Source organism: Erythrobacter sp. GH1-10 (genome assembly GCF_045363165.1).
GTDB lineage: Bacteria > Pseudomonadota > Alphaproteobacteria > Sphingomonadales > Sphingomonadaceae > Erythrobacter.
In genome coordinates this window covers 100,529-115,891 of record NZ_JBJFLP010000001.1, presented here as the reverse complement: position 1 = coordinate 115,891, position 15,363 = coordinate 100,529, and the positions used below count along the sequence as shown (strand labels likewise).

Here is a 15,363-nt window from a genome sequence, read left to right as displayed (position 1 = left end):
GCAAAATGCAACCTATTCCTCGCTGATATTCTGCGAGCGGTTGATTCAGAACGACATCATGCGCGCTCGAGCTGTTCCTGCTTGCGGTCGCTCGCGGCCTCCAGCAGCGCAGCTTCGATCTCGGCGAGCCGTTCGGGTGCCTTGATCTTGCTGCCAGTCAGATCGGTCACATAAAACGTGTCGGCGGCGGCTTCGCCATAGGCGGTGATATGCGCCGACTGGACGATCAGGTTGGCCTTGTAGAGCGCGTGGGCGAGGCGGTTGAGCAGCGCCGGGCGATCGCGCGCAGTGACTTCGATCACCGTGAAATGGTTCGAGGCCGAGTTGTCGAAATTGACCGCCGGGGCGACGGTGAAGGTCTTGGCCCGCGAATGCGCGAGCGGGCGGGCGGCGAGCTTCGGCACCATTTCACCCTGCCCCAGCAGGGCATCGCGAATGCCCTTCTTCAGGCGGTCGATCTGCGCCGCTTCGCGAAACGGCTTGGCGTGGAGGTCCTGCACCAGGAAGTTATCGACCGCGTAGCCGTTCATTGCGGTGTGGATGCGCGCGTCGATGATGTTCGCGCCCGCGAGGTGGATGCCGCCTGCCATGCGATAGAACAGGCCGGGATGGTCGGGTGCGATCACGCTGACGAGCGTTGCCCCGCGCTCCTCGTCGACTTCGCAATGGATCGAAAGGTGGTCTTCGATCCGCCGCGCTTCCTCGTACTGGATCAGGTTCTTGGCGATGATGTCCTGCGGTTCGGCAATCCAGTAGGCATCGCTCATCAGCGCGCCGACCTGTTCGACGAGATAGGCCTTTTCGCCCAGCACTTCGGCTGCGGCCTCCTTCTTCGCAGCCACGCGTTCGGCCCGGCCGTGGCGCATATGGCCAAGTCGCAACCGCTCTTGCGCGGCATCGTAAAGCTCGCCGATCAGCTGGGCCTTCCAGCTGTTCCAGGTGCCCGGTCCGACCGCGCGGATATCGACAGCCGTGAGGATCGCGAGATTGCGCAGCCGTTCGAGGCTTTGCACCTGCGCCACGAAGTCCTCGATCGTCTTGGGGTCGGTCAGGTCGCGCTTTTGAGCGGTCGAGCTCATCAGCAGGTGCTGCAAAACCAGCCAAGCGACAAGCTCGGTTTCCTTCTCGTCGAGCCCGAAGCGCGGGCACAGCTCGTGCGCGACTTCGGCGCCAAGCACCGAGTGGTCGCCGCCGCGACCCTTGGCGATATCGTGGAGCAGCACGGCGACGAACAGCGCGCGGCGCGAGGCAACCTTGTGGATCTCTCGGGTGGCGCGCGGATGGTCCTTTTCGAGCAGCCCGCGCTCGATCTCGCTCAGCAGCCCGATCGCGCGGATCGTGTGCTCGTCGACCGTGTAGTGGTGGTACATGTCGAACTGCATCTGCGCATTGACCCGACCGAAATCGGGCACGAAGCGACCGAAGACGCCCGCCTCGTTCATCCAGCGCAGCGCGGTTTCGGGGTCTTTGCGTCCGCCCAGCAGGTCGAGGAACAAGGCGTTGGCGCGCGGGTCCTCGCGCACCTCCCGCGTAATGAGCTTCGAATCGCGATTGGCCTGCCGCATCGTCTCGGGATGCACTTCGAGGCCCTCGGACTCGGCCAGCTGGAACAGTTCGATCAGGCGCACCGGATCGCTTTTGAACCAGTCGTCGCCCGGCGCGCGGATGCGCCCGCCCTCGACGACATAACCCTTGAGATCGCGCTTCTTCTGGCTCCAGCCGGCGAAAAAGCCGCTGCGCACCTTGGTCTTCGCCGATTCCTCTTCGAGGTGCGCGAGAAACACGCCGGTGAGGCTGCCGACCCGCTTGGCCTGAAGGAAATAGAATTGCATGAAGCGTTCGACCGCGCTCTTGCCGGGACGGTCGGCGAAATTCATGCGCTCGGCGACCTGCCGCTGAAGGTCAAAGGTCAGCCGGTCTTCGGCACGGTCGGTGATGACATGCATGTGGCAGCGCACCGCGAGCAGCCAACCTTCGGCGCGGCGGAAGCTGCGATATTCCGACTGGGTGAGCAGGCCGACATCGACCAGCTGCGCGGCGCTGTCGACGCGGTGGGTGTATTTGCCGATCCAGTACAGCGTCTGGAGGTCGCGTAGACCCCCTTTGCCGTCCTTCACATTGGGTTCGACGACATAGCGGCTGTCACCCATGCGTTTGTGCCGAGCGTCGCGTTCTTCGAGCTTCTGAGCGAGAAATTGCCGCTCGCTGCCCTTGACCACGTCCTGCCAGAACCGCTGGCGGAGCTCCTCGTACATTGGCTGGTCGCCCCAGACGAGCCGCCCTTCGAGCAGCGCGGTGCGGATTGTGAGGTCTTCCTTCGCCATCCGCATCGTATCCGCGACGGTGCGGCTCGAATGCCCGACTTTGAGGCCGAGATCCCACAGCATGTAAAGCATCGCCTCGATCACCTGCTCGCACCACGGCGCGCGTTTCATCGGGGTGATGAAGGCGATGTCGACGTCCGAATGCGGGCACATTTCGGCCCGGCCGTATCCACCGACGCCGAGGATGGCGAGCCGTTCGGCGGCGGTGCGATTGGGGACCGGGTAGACGTGGCTGGTCACGTAATCGTGGATTACTCGCACGATCTGGTCGATCAGGAAGGCATAGCCTGCGGTGCAATCGTGCCCGGCAGACGGCCGCTCCAGCAAGCGCTCGGCCAGCTCGGTACGTCCGGAATCGAGCGCCGCGCGCAGCGCCGCGATGATCGGCTGCCGTGCCTTGCTGCCGTGCTCATCGACCAGCGCGGCGACCTGCGAGGTCAGCTCGCGCCGGTTGATAATGTCACGCTGGCGCGGGACGCGGCGGCTGGGCAGGGTCCAGTCAGTCATCGCGTCGCCGAGCTATTCCATCGCGGGCGGTCAAGCCGCCGCCAGTTTTTCGGTATACTCCGCGCGCAGCGTCTTCTTGTCGATCTTCTGCGTGCCGAGCCGCGGGAGCGCGTCGTCGACCGGGAAGATGTGCTCCTCCAGCGGGACCTTGAACGGTGCGATGTGATCGAGCAGGTACGCGCGCATCTGTGCCGGGGTGATCGGGTCGCGACCCGACTTGGTGCGGATGACGGCCGCCGGCACCTCGCCCATCCGTTCGTCGGGCAGGCCGAAGACCGAGCATTCGGCGATGTCGTCATGCGCGTAGATCGCGTCCTCGACCTCGATACAGGTGATGTTCTCCCCGCCGCGGATGATGATGTCCTTCTTGCGGTCGACGATGTAGAGATAATCGTCCTCGTCGAGATATCCGAGATCGCCGGTGCGGAAGAATTCGGTGTCGGTGAATGCGGCCTTGGTCGCCTCGTCATTGTCCCAGTAGCCGCGGAAATTTGCGACCGAACGGATGCAGACTTCGCCGATCTTGCCCTGCGGCAATTCGTTGCCGTCATCGTCGAGGATCCGCAGATCCACGATCGGCTTCGAGGCGCGACCGGTCGAGCCGGGTTTCGCCAGATAGTTCTCGTTGAAGTTGCCGCAACCCACCGCGTTGGTTTCGGTAAGGCCGTAGCCGAGCAGCGGGAAACCGCCCGGGAAGGCCTCCTTGATCTTGTTGACGTGTTCAACCGGACGCGGCGCGCCGCCTGCGGCGAAGCTCTTGCACGCCGAAAGATCGTATTTCTCGCGGTTCGGATGGGTTGCGATTTCATAGCTCATCAGCGGAACGCCGACGAAGTATGTGACCTTTTCCGCTTCCATCAGCCGCAGCGCTTCCTCTGCGTCCCATTTGGGCATCAGCACCAGCTTGCGCGCGATGGCGTAGCTTTGCAGGAACAGCGGCACTTCGCCGGTGACATGGAAGAGCGGCACCGCGATCAGAGCGCATGGCTGCGCGCTTACGTCCTCGCCCCGGCTTTCGAGCAGCAGTTTCGCCATCGCGCTCTGCGCGACATAGCTCATCACCCCGCTGACCACGCCGCGATGATCGGACCACGCGCCCTTAGAATTGCCGGTCGAGCCGGAGGTGTAGAGGATGGTCGCGATATCGTCCGGACCAAGCTCGCCCAGCATGGACATGGCGACCGACTGCGCACCTTCGGCGGGTGCGGCCCAGACGCTCGAAAGACCTTCCGAAGGCGCGCCGCCGTGATCGAACAGAACGATCTTGGACGAATGATCCATGCCCTCGAGCCGCTTCGCCCGGCCCGTATCGGCGAGCACGATCTTGCAGTCCGCAAGCCGCACGCCGTAGGCCAGTTCCTCGCCCGACCAGAAACCGTTGAGCAAGGTAGCGCAGCCGCCTGCCATGATGATGCCCATATAGGCGATCATCCAGTTGGCGGAATTGCGGGCGGCGATCCCGACGCGGTCGCCCTTTTCGATCCCGTGATGCTTCACCAGCCCTTCGGCGACACACACCGCCGCGGCATAGCTTTCCCCGAAGGTCAGCCGCGTCTCGCCATCGACGAGGAAGGGGATGTCCTTATGCTCGTTGCAGAAATGCGCGAAATAGTGCGCCAAAGTCGGCGGAGCGCCAACGAAAGCAGGCATTTCCACCCCGTTGCGTTCGAACGGCACTGTCGCAAAGGGTTGCCCCTCCTTGGTCAGTTCGGTGATGATCGCTTCGAGCGCATTGTCCAGCTGGGTGGGCATGCGAATGTCTCTCCTTCAGGTCTCTCGTCTTGTATTCGAGCAGCGTACGATAGCGCTGCCCGATTGTTCGGGCGGTAGCAAGGGCGCGCTTTGCAGGCTCTTCCAAAGCCCTTCCCCCGAACGCGTCGCTGTGCCACAAGCCGCCCCGAGCTTAGTCGCAGACGCGGCTTTGGCACGGTTATTAAGAGGTTCCATTGGTGCTGTCACTACTTGCCGCAAGCGGAGCGGCTGCCGATCCGGTCTACTGGTCCGATCTCGGCATGCGGCCCTATCTCTTCGAGATCGGCGGTTTCCAGCTGCGCTTCTATTCGCTCGCCTACCTGATCGGAATCATCTTCGCCTATTGGCACCTGTCGAAGATGCTGAAGGCACCCGGCGCGCCGATGGCGCAGCGCCATGCCGACGACCTGTTCTTCTACTGCACGCTGGGCGTGATCCTCGGTGGGCGGCTCGGCTATTCGATCTTCTACAATCCCGACATGTGGAGCAATCCGATCGATGTGCTCAAGCTGTGGGAAGGCGGGATGAGCTTCCACGGCGGGCTGGTCGGAGTGCTGCTCGCGATCGCGTGGGTTTCGCGGCGCGGCAATCTGTCTTTCCTGCGGGTGTGCGATTACATCGCGGTAAATGTGCCGATGGGGATGATGCTCGGGCGGCTCGCGAACTTCAACAATGGCGAGCTGTGGGGCCGCGCGAGCGACGTGCCATGGGCGATGATCTTCCCCGATCCGCGCGCGGGCGAGATCGCGCGCCACCCCAGCCAGCTCTATCAGGCGGGGCTCGAGGGCCTGCTGTTGCTGATCGTCCTGTTGCTCTTGTTCTGGAAGACCAAGGCGCGCTATCGCCCTGGCCTGTTGGTGGGCGTTTTCACCCTGGGCATAGGAATCGCGCGCTTCGTTAACGAATTTTTCCGCGAACCCGATCCACAACTGGCGGACTTCGCGGCTCGAACCGGACTATCGATGGGGCAATGGCTGACAATTCCGCTAATCCTGACTGGGTTGATTGTAACGCTCTACGCGGCGACGCGGAAACCGGTGGGGACGGGCAGCGGCCAGGCCGCGGCAGCGTAAACGACAACGAATGGCGGCCGCGCGGACTGCGGCTGATCGATCCCGACGGAACCGAGACCGAGGTTCCGCCGCTGGCTGCTGCTGTTCCCGAAACGGCAGCCGATCCAGCCGGCGACGAAGGCCGAAAGGTGGACGAAGCCAAGGCCGCAGCCAAAGCCGAAGCTGAGGCCGCTGCCAAGCGCGAAGCCGAAGAAAAGGCGGAGGCTGAGCGCAAGGCGCGCGACGAAGCCGAGGCCAAGGCCAAGGCCAAGGCGGAAGCGGAAGAGAAGGCTCGGCGCGAAGCGGAAGCAAAGGCAAAAGCGGAAGTCGAAGCGAAGGAAAAGGCGCGGAAAGAGGCCGAAGCCAAGGCCAAGGCCGAAGCCGAGCGCAAGGCTAAAGAGGAAGCCGAAAGAAAGGCCAAGAAGGCGGCTGAAGAGAAAGCTCGCAAGGAGGCCGAGGCAAAGGCCAAGCGCGACGCCGAAGAAAAAGCGCGGAAAGCGGCGGAGGCAAAAGCCAAGGCCAAGGCCGAAGCCGAACGCAAGGCAAAGGAAGAAGCCGAAAAGAAAGCGCGCAAAGAAGCGGAATTGAAGGCCAAGCGCGAGGCCGAGGAAAAAGCCCGCAAGGAAGCCGAAGCCAAGGCCAAGAAGGAAGCCGAGGAAAAAGCGAAACGCGAGGCCGAAGAGAAGGCCCGCAAGGAAGCGGAAGCCAAGGCCGAAGCGGAGAAAAAGGCGAAGGAAGCCGCCGCCGCCAAGGCGAAGGCCGAAGCGGAAAAGAAGGCCAAGGCGGAAGCCGAAGAAAAGGCCCGGCTCGAAGCCGAAGAGAAGGCGCGCAAAGAGGCCGAGGCCAAGATCGAAGCCGAGCGCAAGGCCAAGGAGGAGGCCGAAGCCAAGGCAGAAGAGGAGCGCAAGGCGAAGGAAAAAGCCGCTGCCGAAGAGGCCGAGGCGCTCGCCAAGCTCGATCTCAACGAGAGTTTCCGCCGGATCATTCGCGAGCACGGCCCGATCAGCCTCGCCCAGTTCATGGGTGAGAGCAACGCGCGCTATTACGCCACGCGCGATCCGTTGGGCGAAGAGGGCGATTTCATCACCGCGCCGGAAATCAGCCAGATGTTCGGAGAGCTCGTGGGGCTGTGGTTCGCCGATCTATGGGTCAAGATGGGCTCGTCGGACAACATCCACCTTGTCGAACTCGGTCCGGGGCGCGGGACGCTTTCGAAGGATATTCTCAAGTCTGCCGGCAAGTACGGGTTCAACCCGAAGCTGCACTTCGTCGAGACCTCGATCGAATTGCGCAAGATCCAGCGGCAGGACTTCCCGACGGTGCAGTTCCACCACGATCTGTCGACCCTGCCGACCGATCGCCCGCTGTTGATCGTTGCCAACGAATTCTTCGATGCTCTGCCGGTCCACCAGCTTCTGAGATCGGCGACCGGCTGGCACGAACGCATGATCGGGCTCGAAGGGGACAAGTTCGCTTTCGTGGCCGGGCAGGAACCGATGGACGATATCGTCCCGACCAGCTGGCAGAGCGCCGCGCAGGGCTCGATGATCGAGACGAGCACGGCGGCGGCGACCCTTATGGCCGAGATCGCGCAACGGCTTGCCGACCAGGGCGGGGCTGCGCTGATCATCGATTACGGTTCGTTTGAACTGCGCGGGGGGTCGACTCTCCAGGCGCTCAAGGAGCATAAGAAAGTCGATCCGCTCTCGCATCCCGGCGAAGCCGACATCACCGCGCATGTCGATTTCGAAATGCTGGTGGAAGTGGCGAAAAAGAACGGCGCCGATGTCATGGGGCTGCAGATGCAGGGCGAATGGCTGCGCCAGCTCCATATCGACACGCGAATGGAGGCGTTGCAACGCATGAACCCGGCAAAGGGCAAGGAAATCCAGCGCCAGAGAGACCGGCTGGTCAACGACGACCAAATGGGCGCGCTGTTCAAGGTTCTGGGAATTTGCGGCCGGCGCTGGCCCATGGGTGAAGGGTTCGATTGACGGGCACTACAGCCCGATGGTCTCCGCCAGCTGTGCGGCGGCGTCGGACGGGCTGAGTTTGCCTTCGCCCTCGCGGTCCACCGCGAAATTGGCCTCGCGCATCTCCTCGACGCTAATCGCACCGATCAGGGGTTCGAGCGCTTCAGCGATCGCAGGGTCGTTGGCGATGCGCGGCGACATCATCAGCATCGCATCGTAGCTCGGGAGCGCTTCAAGCGGATCCTCCAGCACCACCAGCCGGTCCGCCGCGATCCGCCCGTCCGAGGTGTAGGCGCTGATCACGTCGGCCTCGCCGGATCGTAACGCGTTGTACATGAAGGTCGGCGAGAAATTGCGGGTCTGGTCGAACCGCAATCCATAGGCATCGCGCACCGCGATCCATTCGGGCCGCTCGAAGAATTCGGGATCGCCGCCCACGGTCAGTTGAGGCGCCACGGGCACAAGGTCGTGGAGCGAGACGATGCCCAGTTCGCTGGCGCGGTCCTGGCGCATGGCGAAGGCATAGGCGTTTTCGAAGCCGAGCCGACCGAGCACGCGCACGCCGTTCTCTTCGGCCTCCCACTGCTTGATCGTTTCATACATGGCTTCGCGCCCGGGATTGTCGGTGCGCTTCAGGTTGTTGGTCCAGATCGTACCAGTGTAATCGACCGAGATGTCGACCGAGGAATTGGCCACCGCGTTGTGAACCACCGCCGAGCCGAGCCCGTCGCGATATTCGACCGAATAGCCTGCATCTTCGAGCTGCGAGCCGATCAAGCGAGAAAGGATATACTGCTCGGAAAACTGCTTGGCGGCGATCACGATGGTGTCCTCGTCGTCGCCGCCCGACTGGTAGGCAAGCGCCGCGAGCACGCCCGCTGCGACCGCAAGTATTCCAGCGCCCCATTGCCAGCGTTCGCGCGCCGCCAGTCCGCGCTCGATCAGGCCGAGCAGCAGGTCGGTGACGAGCGCCAGCCCCGCGCTTGCGATACAGCCAGCGAGCACCAGCGCCCAGTTCTGGGTCTGCAATCCGGCGAAGATCGGATCGCCGAGGCTCGGCTGGCCGATGGTCGTGGCGAGCGTCGCCGCGCCGATGGTCCACACGCTCGCGGTGCGGATGCCCGCCATGATAAAAGGCGCCGAGAGCGGCGCTTCGACCAGCCGCAATTTCTGCCAGCCCGTCATCCCGACCCCGTCGGCTGCTTCGAGCACCCCGGGATCGAGATTGGCCTGCGCGGTGACGGCATTCCGCAGGATCGGCAGCAAGGCATAGAGCGCCAGTGCGAGCAGGGCCGGGAGAAAGCCCAGCGTCGGCAGGTCCTCGCCGAACACCGCGCGCAGGGACAGCAGGATCGGGAAGAACAGCGCGAGCAGCGCCAGTGCGGGAATGGTCTGGACGAGGCTCGCGAACCCCAGCGCGATCCGGTTCACCGTCTGCGAGCGGCTGGCCCAAACCGCGAGCGGCAGCGCGACAAGGATGCCGAGACCGATGGCGCTGGCGGAAAGGACGACATGCGCCGCGAGCTTGTCGCCGAGGCCGAGCAGGATTTCGGGCAAGCCTTCCATCAGGCGAGCCTTCCTTCCATCGCAGCGAGCTTTTCCGCCTGCTCGCGCGGAACCGCCACGAGCCCCTGCGCGACGTCACCGCCGTTTCCGGCCAGCAGAGCCGCGGGCGTCTCGTCGGCGACGATCTCCCCGCGATCCATCACCAGCACCCGGTCGGCGAGCAACAGCGCTTCGGCCATATCGTGCGTCACCATCACCGTGGTGAGGCCGAGGCGCTCGTGAAGTTCACGGACCTTGTTCCCCAGCGCGTCGCGGGTGATCGGATCGAGCGCGCCGAACGGTTCGTCCATCAGCAGCAGTTCCGGATCGCCCGCAAGCGCCCGCGCGACCCCTACCCGCTGGCGTTGACCGCCCGAAAGCTCGTCGGGCATGCGGCTTGCCATCTCGGGTTCGAGTTCGACCAGCGTGAGCAATTCGGCGATGCGCTCACGACTCAGCTTCTCGCCTGCAAGTCGCGGGCCGATGGCAATGTTCTCGGAGACGGTGAAATGGGGGAATAGGCCGATCCCCTGAAACACGTAGCCGACCCGCCGCCGCAGCTTCGCGGGACGGAGCGTGGTCACATCCTCGTCGACGAACATCACCCGTCCGCCGCTTGGCTCGACCAGCGTGTTGACCATCTTGAGCAGCGTCGACTTGCCCGATCCCGAGGCACCGACCAGCGCGACGAAGCTGCCCTTGGCGATAGCGCAATCGACCCCGCCGACCGCGATCGTCTCGCCGTCCGCGCCATACCGCTTCTCGACATTTTCGAAACACAGGACGCTCGGCGCTGGATCGGTCGGAGGCATGGTGTCAGGCGATAGCGCGCGCGGCTCTATCGCGCCAACCGTTCCGGCGGGATGGCGATGACTGCGCGCAGCCCCTCGCTGTGCCATTCGAGGTCGATCGTCCCGCCCAGCTGGCGCTTGATCGCCATCGTCAGCAGGCGCGAGCCGAAACCCGTATCATCGGGCGCCACGATTGCGGGCCCCCCGGTCTCCTGCCATCGAACCGTGACGGTGTCGGTTGCCTTGGCAATGTCGATCTCGACGGCCCCTTCCGCAACGCTCAAGGCGCCGTATTTGGCGGAATTGGTCGCGAGCTCGTGGAAGGCGAGCGCCAGCGGTGTGATCGCGCGGCGGCCCACGGGCACGTCGTCGCCGGTGATCGTCACCGCACTCCGGCCCGGCACGCCATAGGGTGCCATCAGCACGGCGAAGAGCCGGTCCAGTCGATCCTCGCTGGGCTTGTCCAGTTGCAGCGCGAACTCCTGCGCCCGGGCGAGCGCGCGGATGTTTTCTGCGAGCATGTCGCCGAAGGTCTTCGTGGTTTCGTCGCCGCGCGCATGCAGCGAGATCAGACCGATGATGACCGAGAATATGTTCTTGATCCGGTGCGCAAGCTCGCCTGCGAGCAGTTCGCGCTCCTGCGAGATGCGATAGGCGTCGTCGATATCGGTCAGCGTGCCGTACCAGCGTGCGGTCTCGGGATCGTGCGTCGAAGGGACGGCGCGCGACAGGACCCAGCGATAGCTGCCGTCCTTCTGTCGCAGGCGCCATTCGTCCTCGAACAGTTCGGCTTTCTTTACGGCCGAGGTGAACTTTTCGCGAGAGGCTTCGTAGTCATCCGGGTGGACCACCTGCCGCCAATCCTCGACGTCCTTGGGAGGTGGGAGGCCCGTTACCCTTTCCCATCGCGCGTTGAAGTAATCGAACTTCCCGCCGGGCGCCGCCGACCACGCGATGTCCGGAACGCTGTCGAGCACGAACTGCACCCGCTGCGACCCGAGCGCAATCTCTTCGAACGCGCGGTTCTCCTGACGATGCGATTCGAGACGGCGGCGGGCGGCGAGGGCAAGCACTTCAAGCCCATCGAGCTGAAGCTCGTTCAGTCCTTCGGGATGCGGCTCTGTATCGATTACACAGAGCGTGCCCAGCGGCGCCCCTTCATTGCTGATCAGCGGAATGCCGGCGTAGAACCGGATGAAGGGAGCCCCGGTGACGAGCGGATTGTCGGCGAACAGCGGGTTCTCGCGCGCGTCACGGATGATCGTCGCCTTGCCTCCGATCATGGCGTGCGCACAAAAGCTCCATTCGCGCGGCGTCTCGGACGCATTGAGCCCCCTATGCACGAGGAAACGCTGGCGCGTCTCCTCGACGATGCTCACCAGCGCGATCGGTGAGTCGCACAGCTTTGCCGCAAAGCCGGCGATCTGCGAAAGCTCCTCGTCGCCCTCCAGCGCATCGAGCCCGTAGCTGGCAAGCACGATTAGTCGCTCGTCCTCCGCGCAGAATTCGCGCGCAGGGGCGGAGCCGATCGGCCAGGGTGAAGACTCGGTCAGGTTCAGGTCGCCCTCCTTGGGGGAGCATTCCGCGCTGGCCATACAAGAAAGTCCGGTGTGGTCAAATGCGCGCCACGCTTGCCGTTGGCGTTTGCGAGGCGCGTTGCTAAGGCCCGCAGCAGCACATTCAATTCGCGCGCGAAGATCCCAATTGCGCGCGCACCGAAAGACCATGGATACCTGACCGATGCGAGCCACTCCCGAATTTGATTTCCAGCTTGGCGAAGCCGCCGAAATGATCCGCGATAGCGTCTCGCGCTTCGCCGACGAGCAGATCGCGCCGCTGGCGGAGAAGATCGACCGCGAGGACTATTTCCCGCGCGACGAATTGTGGGCGCAGATGGGCGAGCTCGGCCTTCATGGCATCACCGTCGAAGAGGAGCATGGCGGCCTCGGCCTCGGCTATCTCGAGCATGTGATCGCGGTCGAGGAAGTCAGCCGCGCCTCGGCTTCGCTCGGCCTGTCCTATGGCGCGCATTCGAACCTGTGCCTCAACCAGATCCGCCGCTGGGGCAATGACGAGCAGAAGGCGAAGTACCTGCCCGGCCTGATATCGGGCGAGCATGTCGGCAGCCTCGCCATGTCGGAGGCCAGCGCCGGGTCGGACGTGGTTTCGATGAAATTGAAGGCCGAAGCGGTGCAGGGCGGCTACGTCCTCAACGGCACCAAGTTCTGGATCACCAACGCGCCTTACGCCGACACGCTGGTCGTCTATGCCAAGTCCGACGGCAGCGCCGGGTCGCGCGGGATCACGGCGTTCCTGATCGAGAAGGAGGATGAGGGCTTCTCGATCGGCCAGAAGATCGAGAAGGTCGGGATGCGCGGCTCGCCTACGGCGGAGCTGGTGTTCGACGATTGCCACATTCCCGAAGACCGCGTGATGGGGCCGGTCAATGGCGGGGTCGGCGTGCTGATGAGCGGGCTCGATTACGAGCGCGTGGTACTCGCGGGTTTGCAGCTCGGGATCATGCAGGCGTGTCTCGACACTGTCATCCCGTACCTGCGCGAACGCAAGCAATTCGGCAAACCCATCGGCAGCTTCCAGCTGATGCAGGCCAAGGTCGCCGACATGTATGTCGCGCTGCAATCGGCACGCGCCTACACCTATGCGGTGGCGAAAGCCTGCGATGCGGGCCACACGACGCGCTTCGATGCCGCCGGCGTCATCCTGCTGTCGTCCGAGAACGCGTTCCGCGTCGCCGCCGAAAGCGTGCAGGCGCTCGGCGGCGCGGGATACACGCTCGATTGGCCGGTGGAGCGCTACATGCGCGATGCCAAGCTGCTCGACATCGGCGCGGGCACTAACGAGATCCGCCGCATGCTGATCGGGCGCGAGCTGATCGGGGCTGCTGGCTAGTACGCGGGGCGGGGAGAGCGGCGATGGTCGGACAAATCGGCGGCATACCCGATCCGCGCAGCGGCGTGCCCGACCTTTCGACGATTGACATCGAAGCCTTGCCCGATTGGGAGGGCGATCCGCTCGCGTTCTACTATCGACCGATCGAAAAGGGCGACTGGGCATTGACCGCGCTGCCCTTCGGTGTGGCGATGGGTTACTGGTCCGGACTGCATCGGGTTTACGGCATGCCGATCCTGACGCGTGGCTCTGATGTCTGGATGTCGATCTGCCCGATGGAAGTCGAAAGCCAGTGGATCGGGATCGACAATGCCGGAGGGCATACGGTCATCTGTGGACTGGGTTTAGGCTGGGCTGCGGCCATGGCCAGTTTTCATCCCGAAGTGGAGCGGATCACGGTTCTGGAACGAGACGAGGATGTCATCGAGATGAACCGCGAGATCGGATTGTTCGATCGCTTGCCCGATGGGCTCGGTGACAAGATCGAGGTGGTTCGCACCGATGCCTTCGATTGGAAGCCCGACAGCCCGGTGGACCTGCTGATGCCCGATATCTGGCTCGACATGGTGAGCGATGGTCGGGCGGAGGAAACGCGCCGGATGCAGGGCAATATTGGCGCACAAGGCGTCTATTTCTGGGGCCAGGAGCTGGAGATCGCGCGGCATATCGTGCGCGATCGAGAGCAGATCACAGATGCGACAATCGCCGACACCGCGCGAGAATTCGACTTGCCGCTGGTTGGGCTGGACACCGAGGACTACGCCGAGAACATAAAGACTGCCGCGCGCCAATGGATGAAGGGGCGTTGGCTCGAGGGCACCGACGTGCCCGACGAGTTGCGCAGCGAAGCCGATAGACTACAGGGATCAGAATGACCGCACCCGTTCTTACCTCGATGCTCGACCGCGAAGCGCCGGATGCGAAAGCGCGGTTCGATCACAACAAGGCGCTTGCGGACGATCTTCGTGCGACCGTCGCCGAGGCTGCACTTGGCGGGCCGGAGCGGTCGCGCGAACGGCATGTTTCGCGCGGCAAGCTGCTACCCCGCGAGCGGGTCGAACGGTTGCTCGATCCGGGTTCGCCCTTCCTCGAAGTCGGTCAGCTTGCTGCTAACGGCATGTACGAAGGCGACATCAATGGCGCCTCGCTCATTTGCGGGATCGGGCGAGTGTCGGGCCGTCAGGTGATGATCGTGTGCAACGACGCGACCGTGAAAGGCGGCACCTATTACCCGATGACGGTCAAGAAGCACCTGCGCGCGCAGGAAATCGCGCAGGAGAACCGGCTGCCGTGCATCTATCTCGTCGATAGCGGCGGGGCGAACCTGCCGCACCAGGCCGAGGTCTTTCCCGACCGCGATCATTTTGGCCGCATCTTCTTTAATCAGGCGAACATGAGCGCGCTGGGCATTCCGCAGATCGCCTGCGTCATGGGCAGCTGCACCGCGGGCGGGGCATACGTGCCCGCCATGTCCGACGAGACCGTGATCGTGCGCAACCAGGGCACGATTTTCCTTGCCGGTCCTCCTCTGGTGAAGGCCGCGACGGGCGAGGAAATCAGCGCCGAGGACCTGGGCGGCGGCGATCTGCATGCCAAGAAATCGGGCGTGGTCGATCACCTCGCGGAGAATGACGAGCACGCGCTCACCATCGTGCGCGATATCGTCTCGCAGCTCGGCGCAAACGCGGCGGCGGCGAAGGATATCGCGCTCAAGGACCCGCGCCCGCCCAAGTTCGACGCCGACGACCTCTACGCCATCGTCCCCGAGGACGTGCGCGCACCTTATGACGTGCACGAAGTCATCGCGCGGCTGGTCGATGGCAGCGAGTTCCACGAATTCAAGCAGCACTATGGCTCGACGCTCGTCTGCGGTTTCGCCCACATCTGGGGGATGCCGGTCGCGATCCTCGCCAATAACGGCGTGCTGTTTTCCGAAAGCGCGCAAAAGGGCGCGCACTTTATCGAGCTCGCCTGCCAGCGCCGCATCCCGCTGCTGTTCCTGCAGAATATTTCCGGCTTCATGGTCGGCGGGAAATACGAGGCGGAAGGCATCGCCAAGCATGGCGCGAAGCTCGTCACCGCCGTCGCCACCGCCACCGTGCCCAAGATCACCGTGGTAATCGGCGGCAGCTTCGGCGCGGGCAATTACGGCATGGCGGGCCGCGCCTATTCGCCGCGCTTCCTGTTCACTTGGCCCAATGCGCGGATCAGCGTGATGGGCGGCGAACAGGCGGCATCGGTGCTCGCTACCGTCCACCGCGACGCCGACAGCTGGACCGAGGAAGAGGCCGAGGCCTTCAAAGCCCCGATCCGCCAGAAGTACGAAGACGAAGGCAACCCCTACTACGCCACCGCAAGGCTTTGGGATGACGGGGTGATAGACCCTGCGCAGACCCGCGACGTGCTGGGGCTGGCCTTCGCTGCGACGCTGGAAGCGCCGATTGCCGAGCGGCCCGCGTTTGGCGTGTTCAGGATGTGATCCTCTGAAACCCTCGCCCTTTCCCTTGCG

At 63.9% G+C, this 15,363-nt stretch carries 9 protein-coding genes and 1 pseudogene; 5 read left to right on the top strand and 5 right to left on the bottom strand.

Annotated elements, in window-relative coordinates:
• Positions 1-56 precede the first annotated feature (56 nt).
• Entirely contained in the window at positions 57-2,831 is a 2,775-nt protein-coding gene (locus ACI5KX_RS00580; RefSeq protein WP_406808737.1) for a [protein-PII] uridylyltransferase, read from the bottom strand.
• A 30-nt stretch (positions 2,832-2,861) separates the two neighbouring features.
• The gene (locus ACI5KX_RS00575; protein WP_406808736.1) at positions 2,862-4,583 is read right to left on the bottom strand and encodes a class I adenylate-forming enzyme family protein; all 1,722 of its coding nucleotides are present in this window, start codon (positions 4,581-4,583) and stop codon (positions 2,862-2,864) included.
• A 197-nt stretch (positions 4,584-4,780) separates the two neighbouring features.
• Here ACI5KX_RS00575 and lgt point away from each other — a divergent pair, with 197 nt between their 5' ends.
• Both lgt and ACI5KX_RS00565 read left to right on the top strand, forming a co-directional pair.
• Positions 4,781-5,656 (top strand): prolipoprotein diacylglyceryl transferase, encoded by an 876-nt coding sequence (lgt, locus tag ACI5KX_RS00570; protein ID WP_406808735.1) that lies wholly within the window; start codon positions 4,781-4,783, stop codon positions 5,654-5,656.
• The gene (locus ACI5KX_RS00565) at positions 5,554-7,629 is read left to right on the top strand and encodes a class I SAM-dependent methyltransferase (RefSeq protein WP_406808734.1); all 2,076 of its coding nucleotides are present in this window, start codon (positions 5,554-5,556) and stop codon (positions 7,627-7,629) included. Before lgt ends, ACI5KX_RS00565 begins: the two co-directional genes overlap by 103 nt.
• A 9-nt stretch (positions 7,630-7,638) precedes the next feature.
• On the opposite strand, the pseudogene ACI5KX_RS00560 reads toward ACI5KX_RS00565, so the two are convergent.
• From ACI5KX_RS00560 to ACI5KX_RS00550, 3 genes and pseudogenes are all read right to left on the bottom strand, one after another.
• Positions 7,639-9,174, bottom strand: a pseudogene (locus ACI5KX_RS00560) (glycine betaine ABC transporter substrate-binding protein); the annotation flags it as partial.
• A complete protein-coding gene (locus tag ACI5KX_RS00555) occupies positions 9,174-9,965 on the bottom strand; it encodes an ATP-binding cassette domain-containing protein (protein ID WP_406808733.1) in 792 nt (263 codons plus the stop codon). The gene ACI5KX_RS00555 and the pseudogene ACI5KX_RS00560, both read right to left, overlap by 1 nt.
• Positions 9,966-9,991: 26 nt before the next feature.
• Positions 9,992-11,539, bottom strand: a complete 1,548-nt coding sequence (locus ACI5KX_RS00550; protein ID WP_406808732.1) for a sensor histidine kinase — start codon at positions 11,537-11,539, stop codon at positions 9,992-9,994.
• A gap of 145 nt (positions 11,540-11,684) precedes the next feature.
• Here ACI5KX_RS00550 and ACI5KX_RS00545 point away from each other — a divergent pair, with 145 nt between their 5' ends.
• From ACI5KX_RS00545 to ACI5KX_RS00535, 3 genes are read left to right on the top strand one after another with little or no spacing between them, the layout of a single operon-like run.
• Positions 11,685-12,854, top strand: a complete 1,170-nt coding sequence (locus ACI5KX_RS00545) for an isovaleryl-CoA dehydrogenase (protein WP_406808731.1) — start codon at positions 11,685-11,687, stop codon at positions 12,852-12,854.
• Between the two features lie 23 nt (positions 12,855-12,877).
• Entirely contained in the window at positions 12,878-13,729 is an 852-nt protein-coding gene (locus tag ACI5KX_RS00540; RefSeq protein WP_406808730.1) for a hypothetical protein, read from the top strand.
• Entirely contained in the window at positions 13,726-15,333 is a 1,608-nt protein-coding gene (locus ACI5KX_RS00535) for a carboxyl transferase domain-containing protein (protein WP_406808729.1), read from the top strand. Before ACI5KX_RS00540 ends, ACI5KX_RS00535 begins: the two co-directional genes overlap by 4 nt.
• Positions 15,334-15,363: the final 30 nt, after the last annotated feature.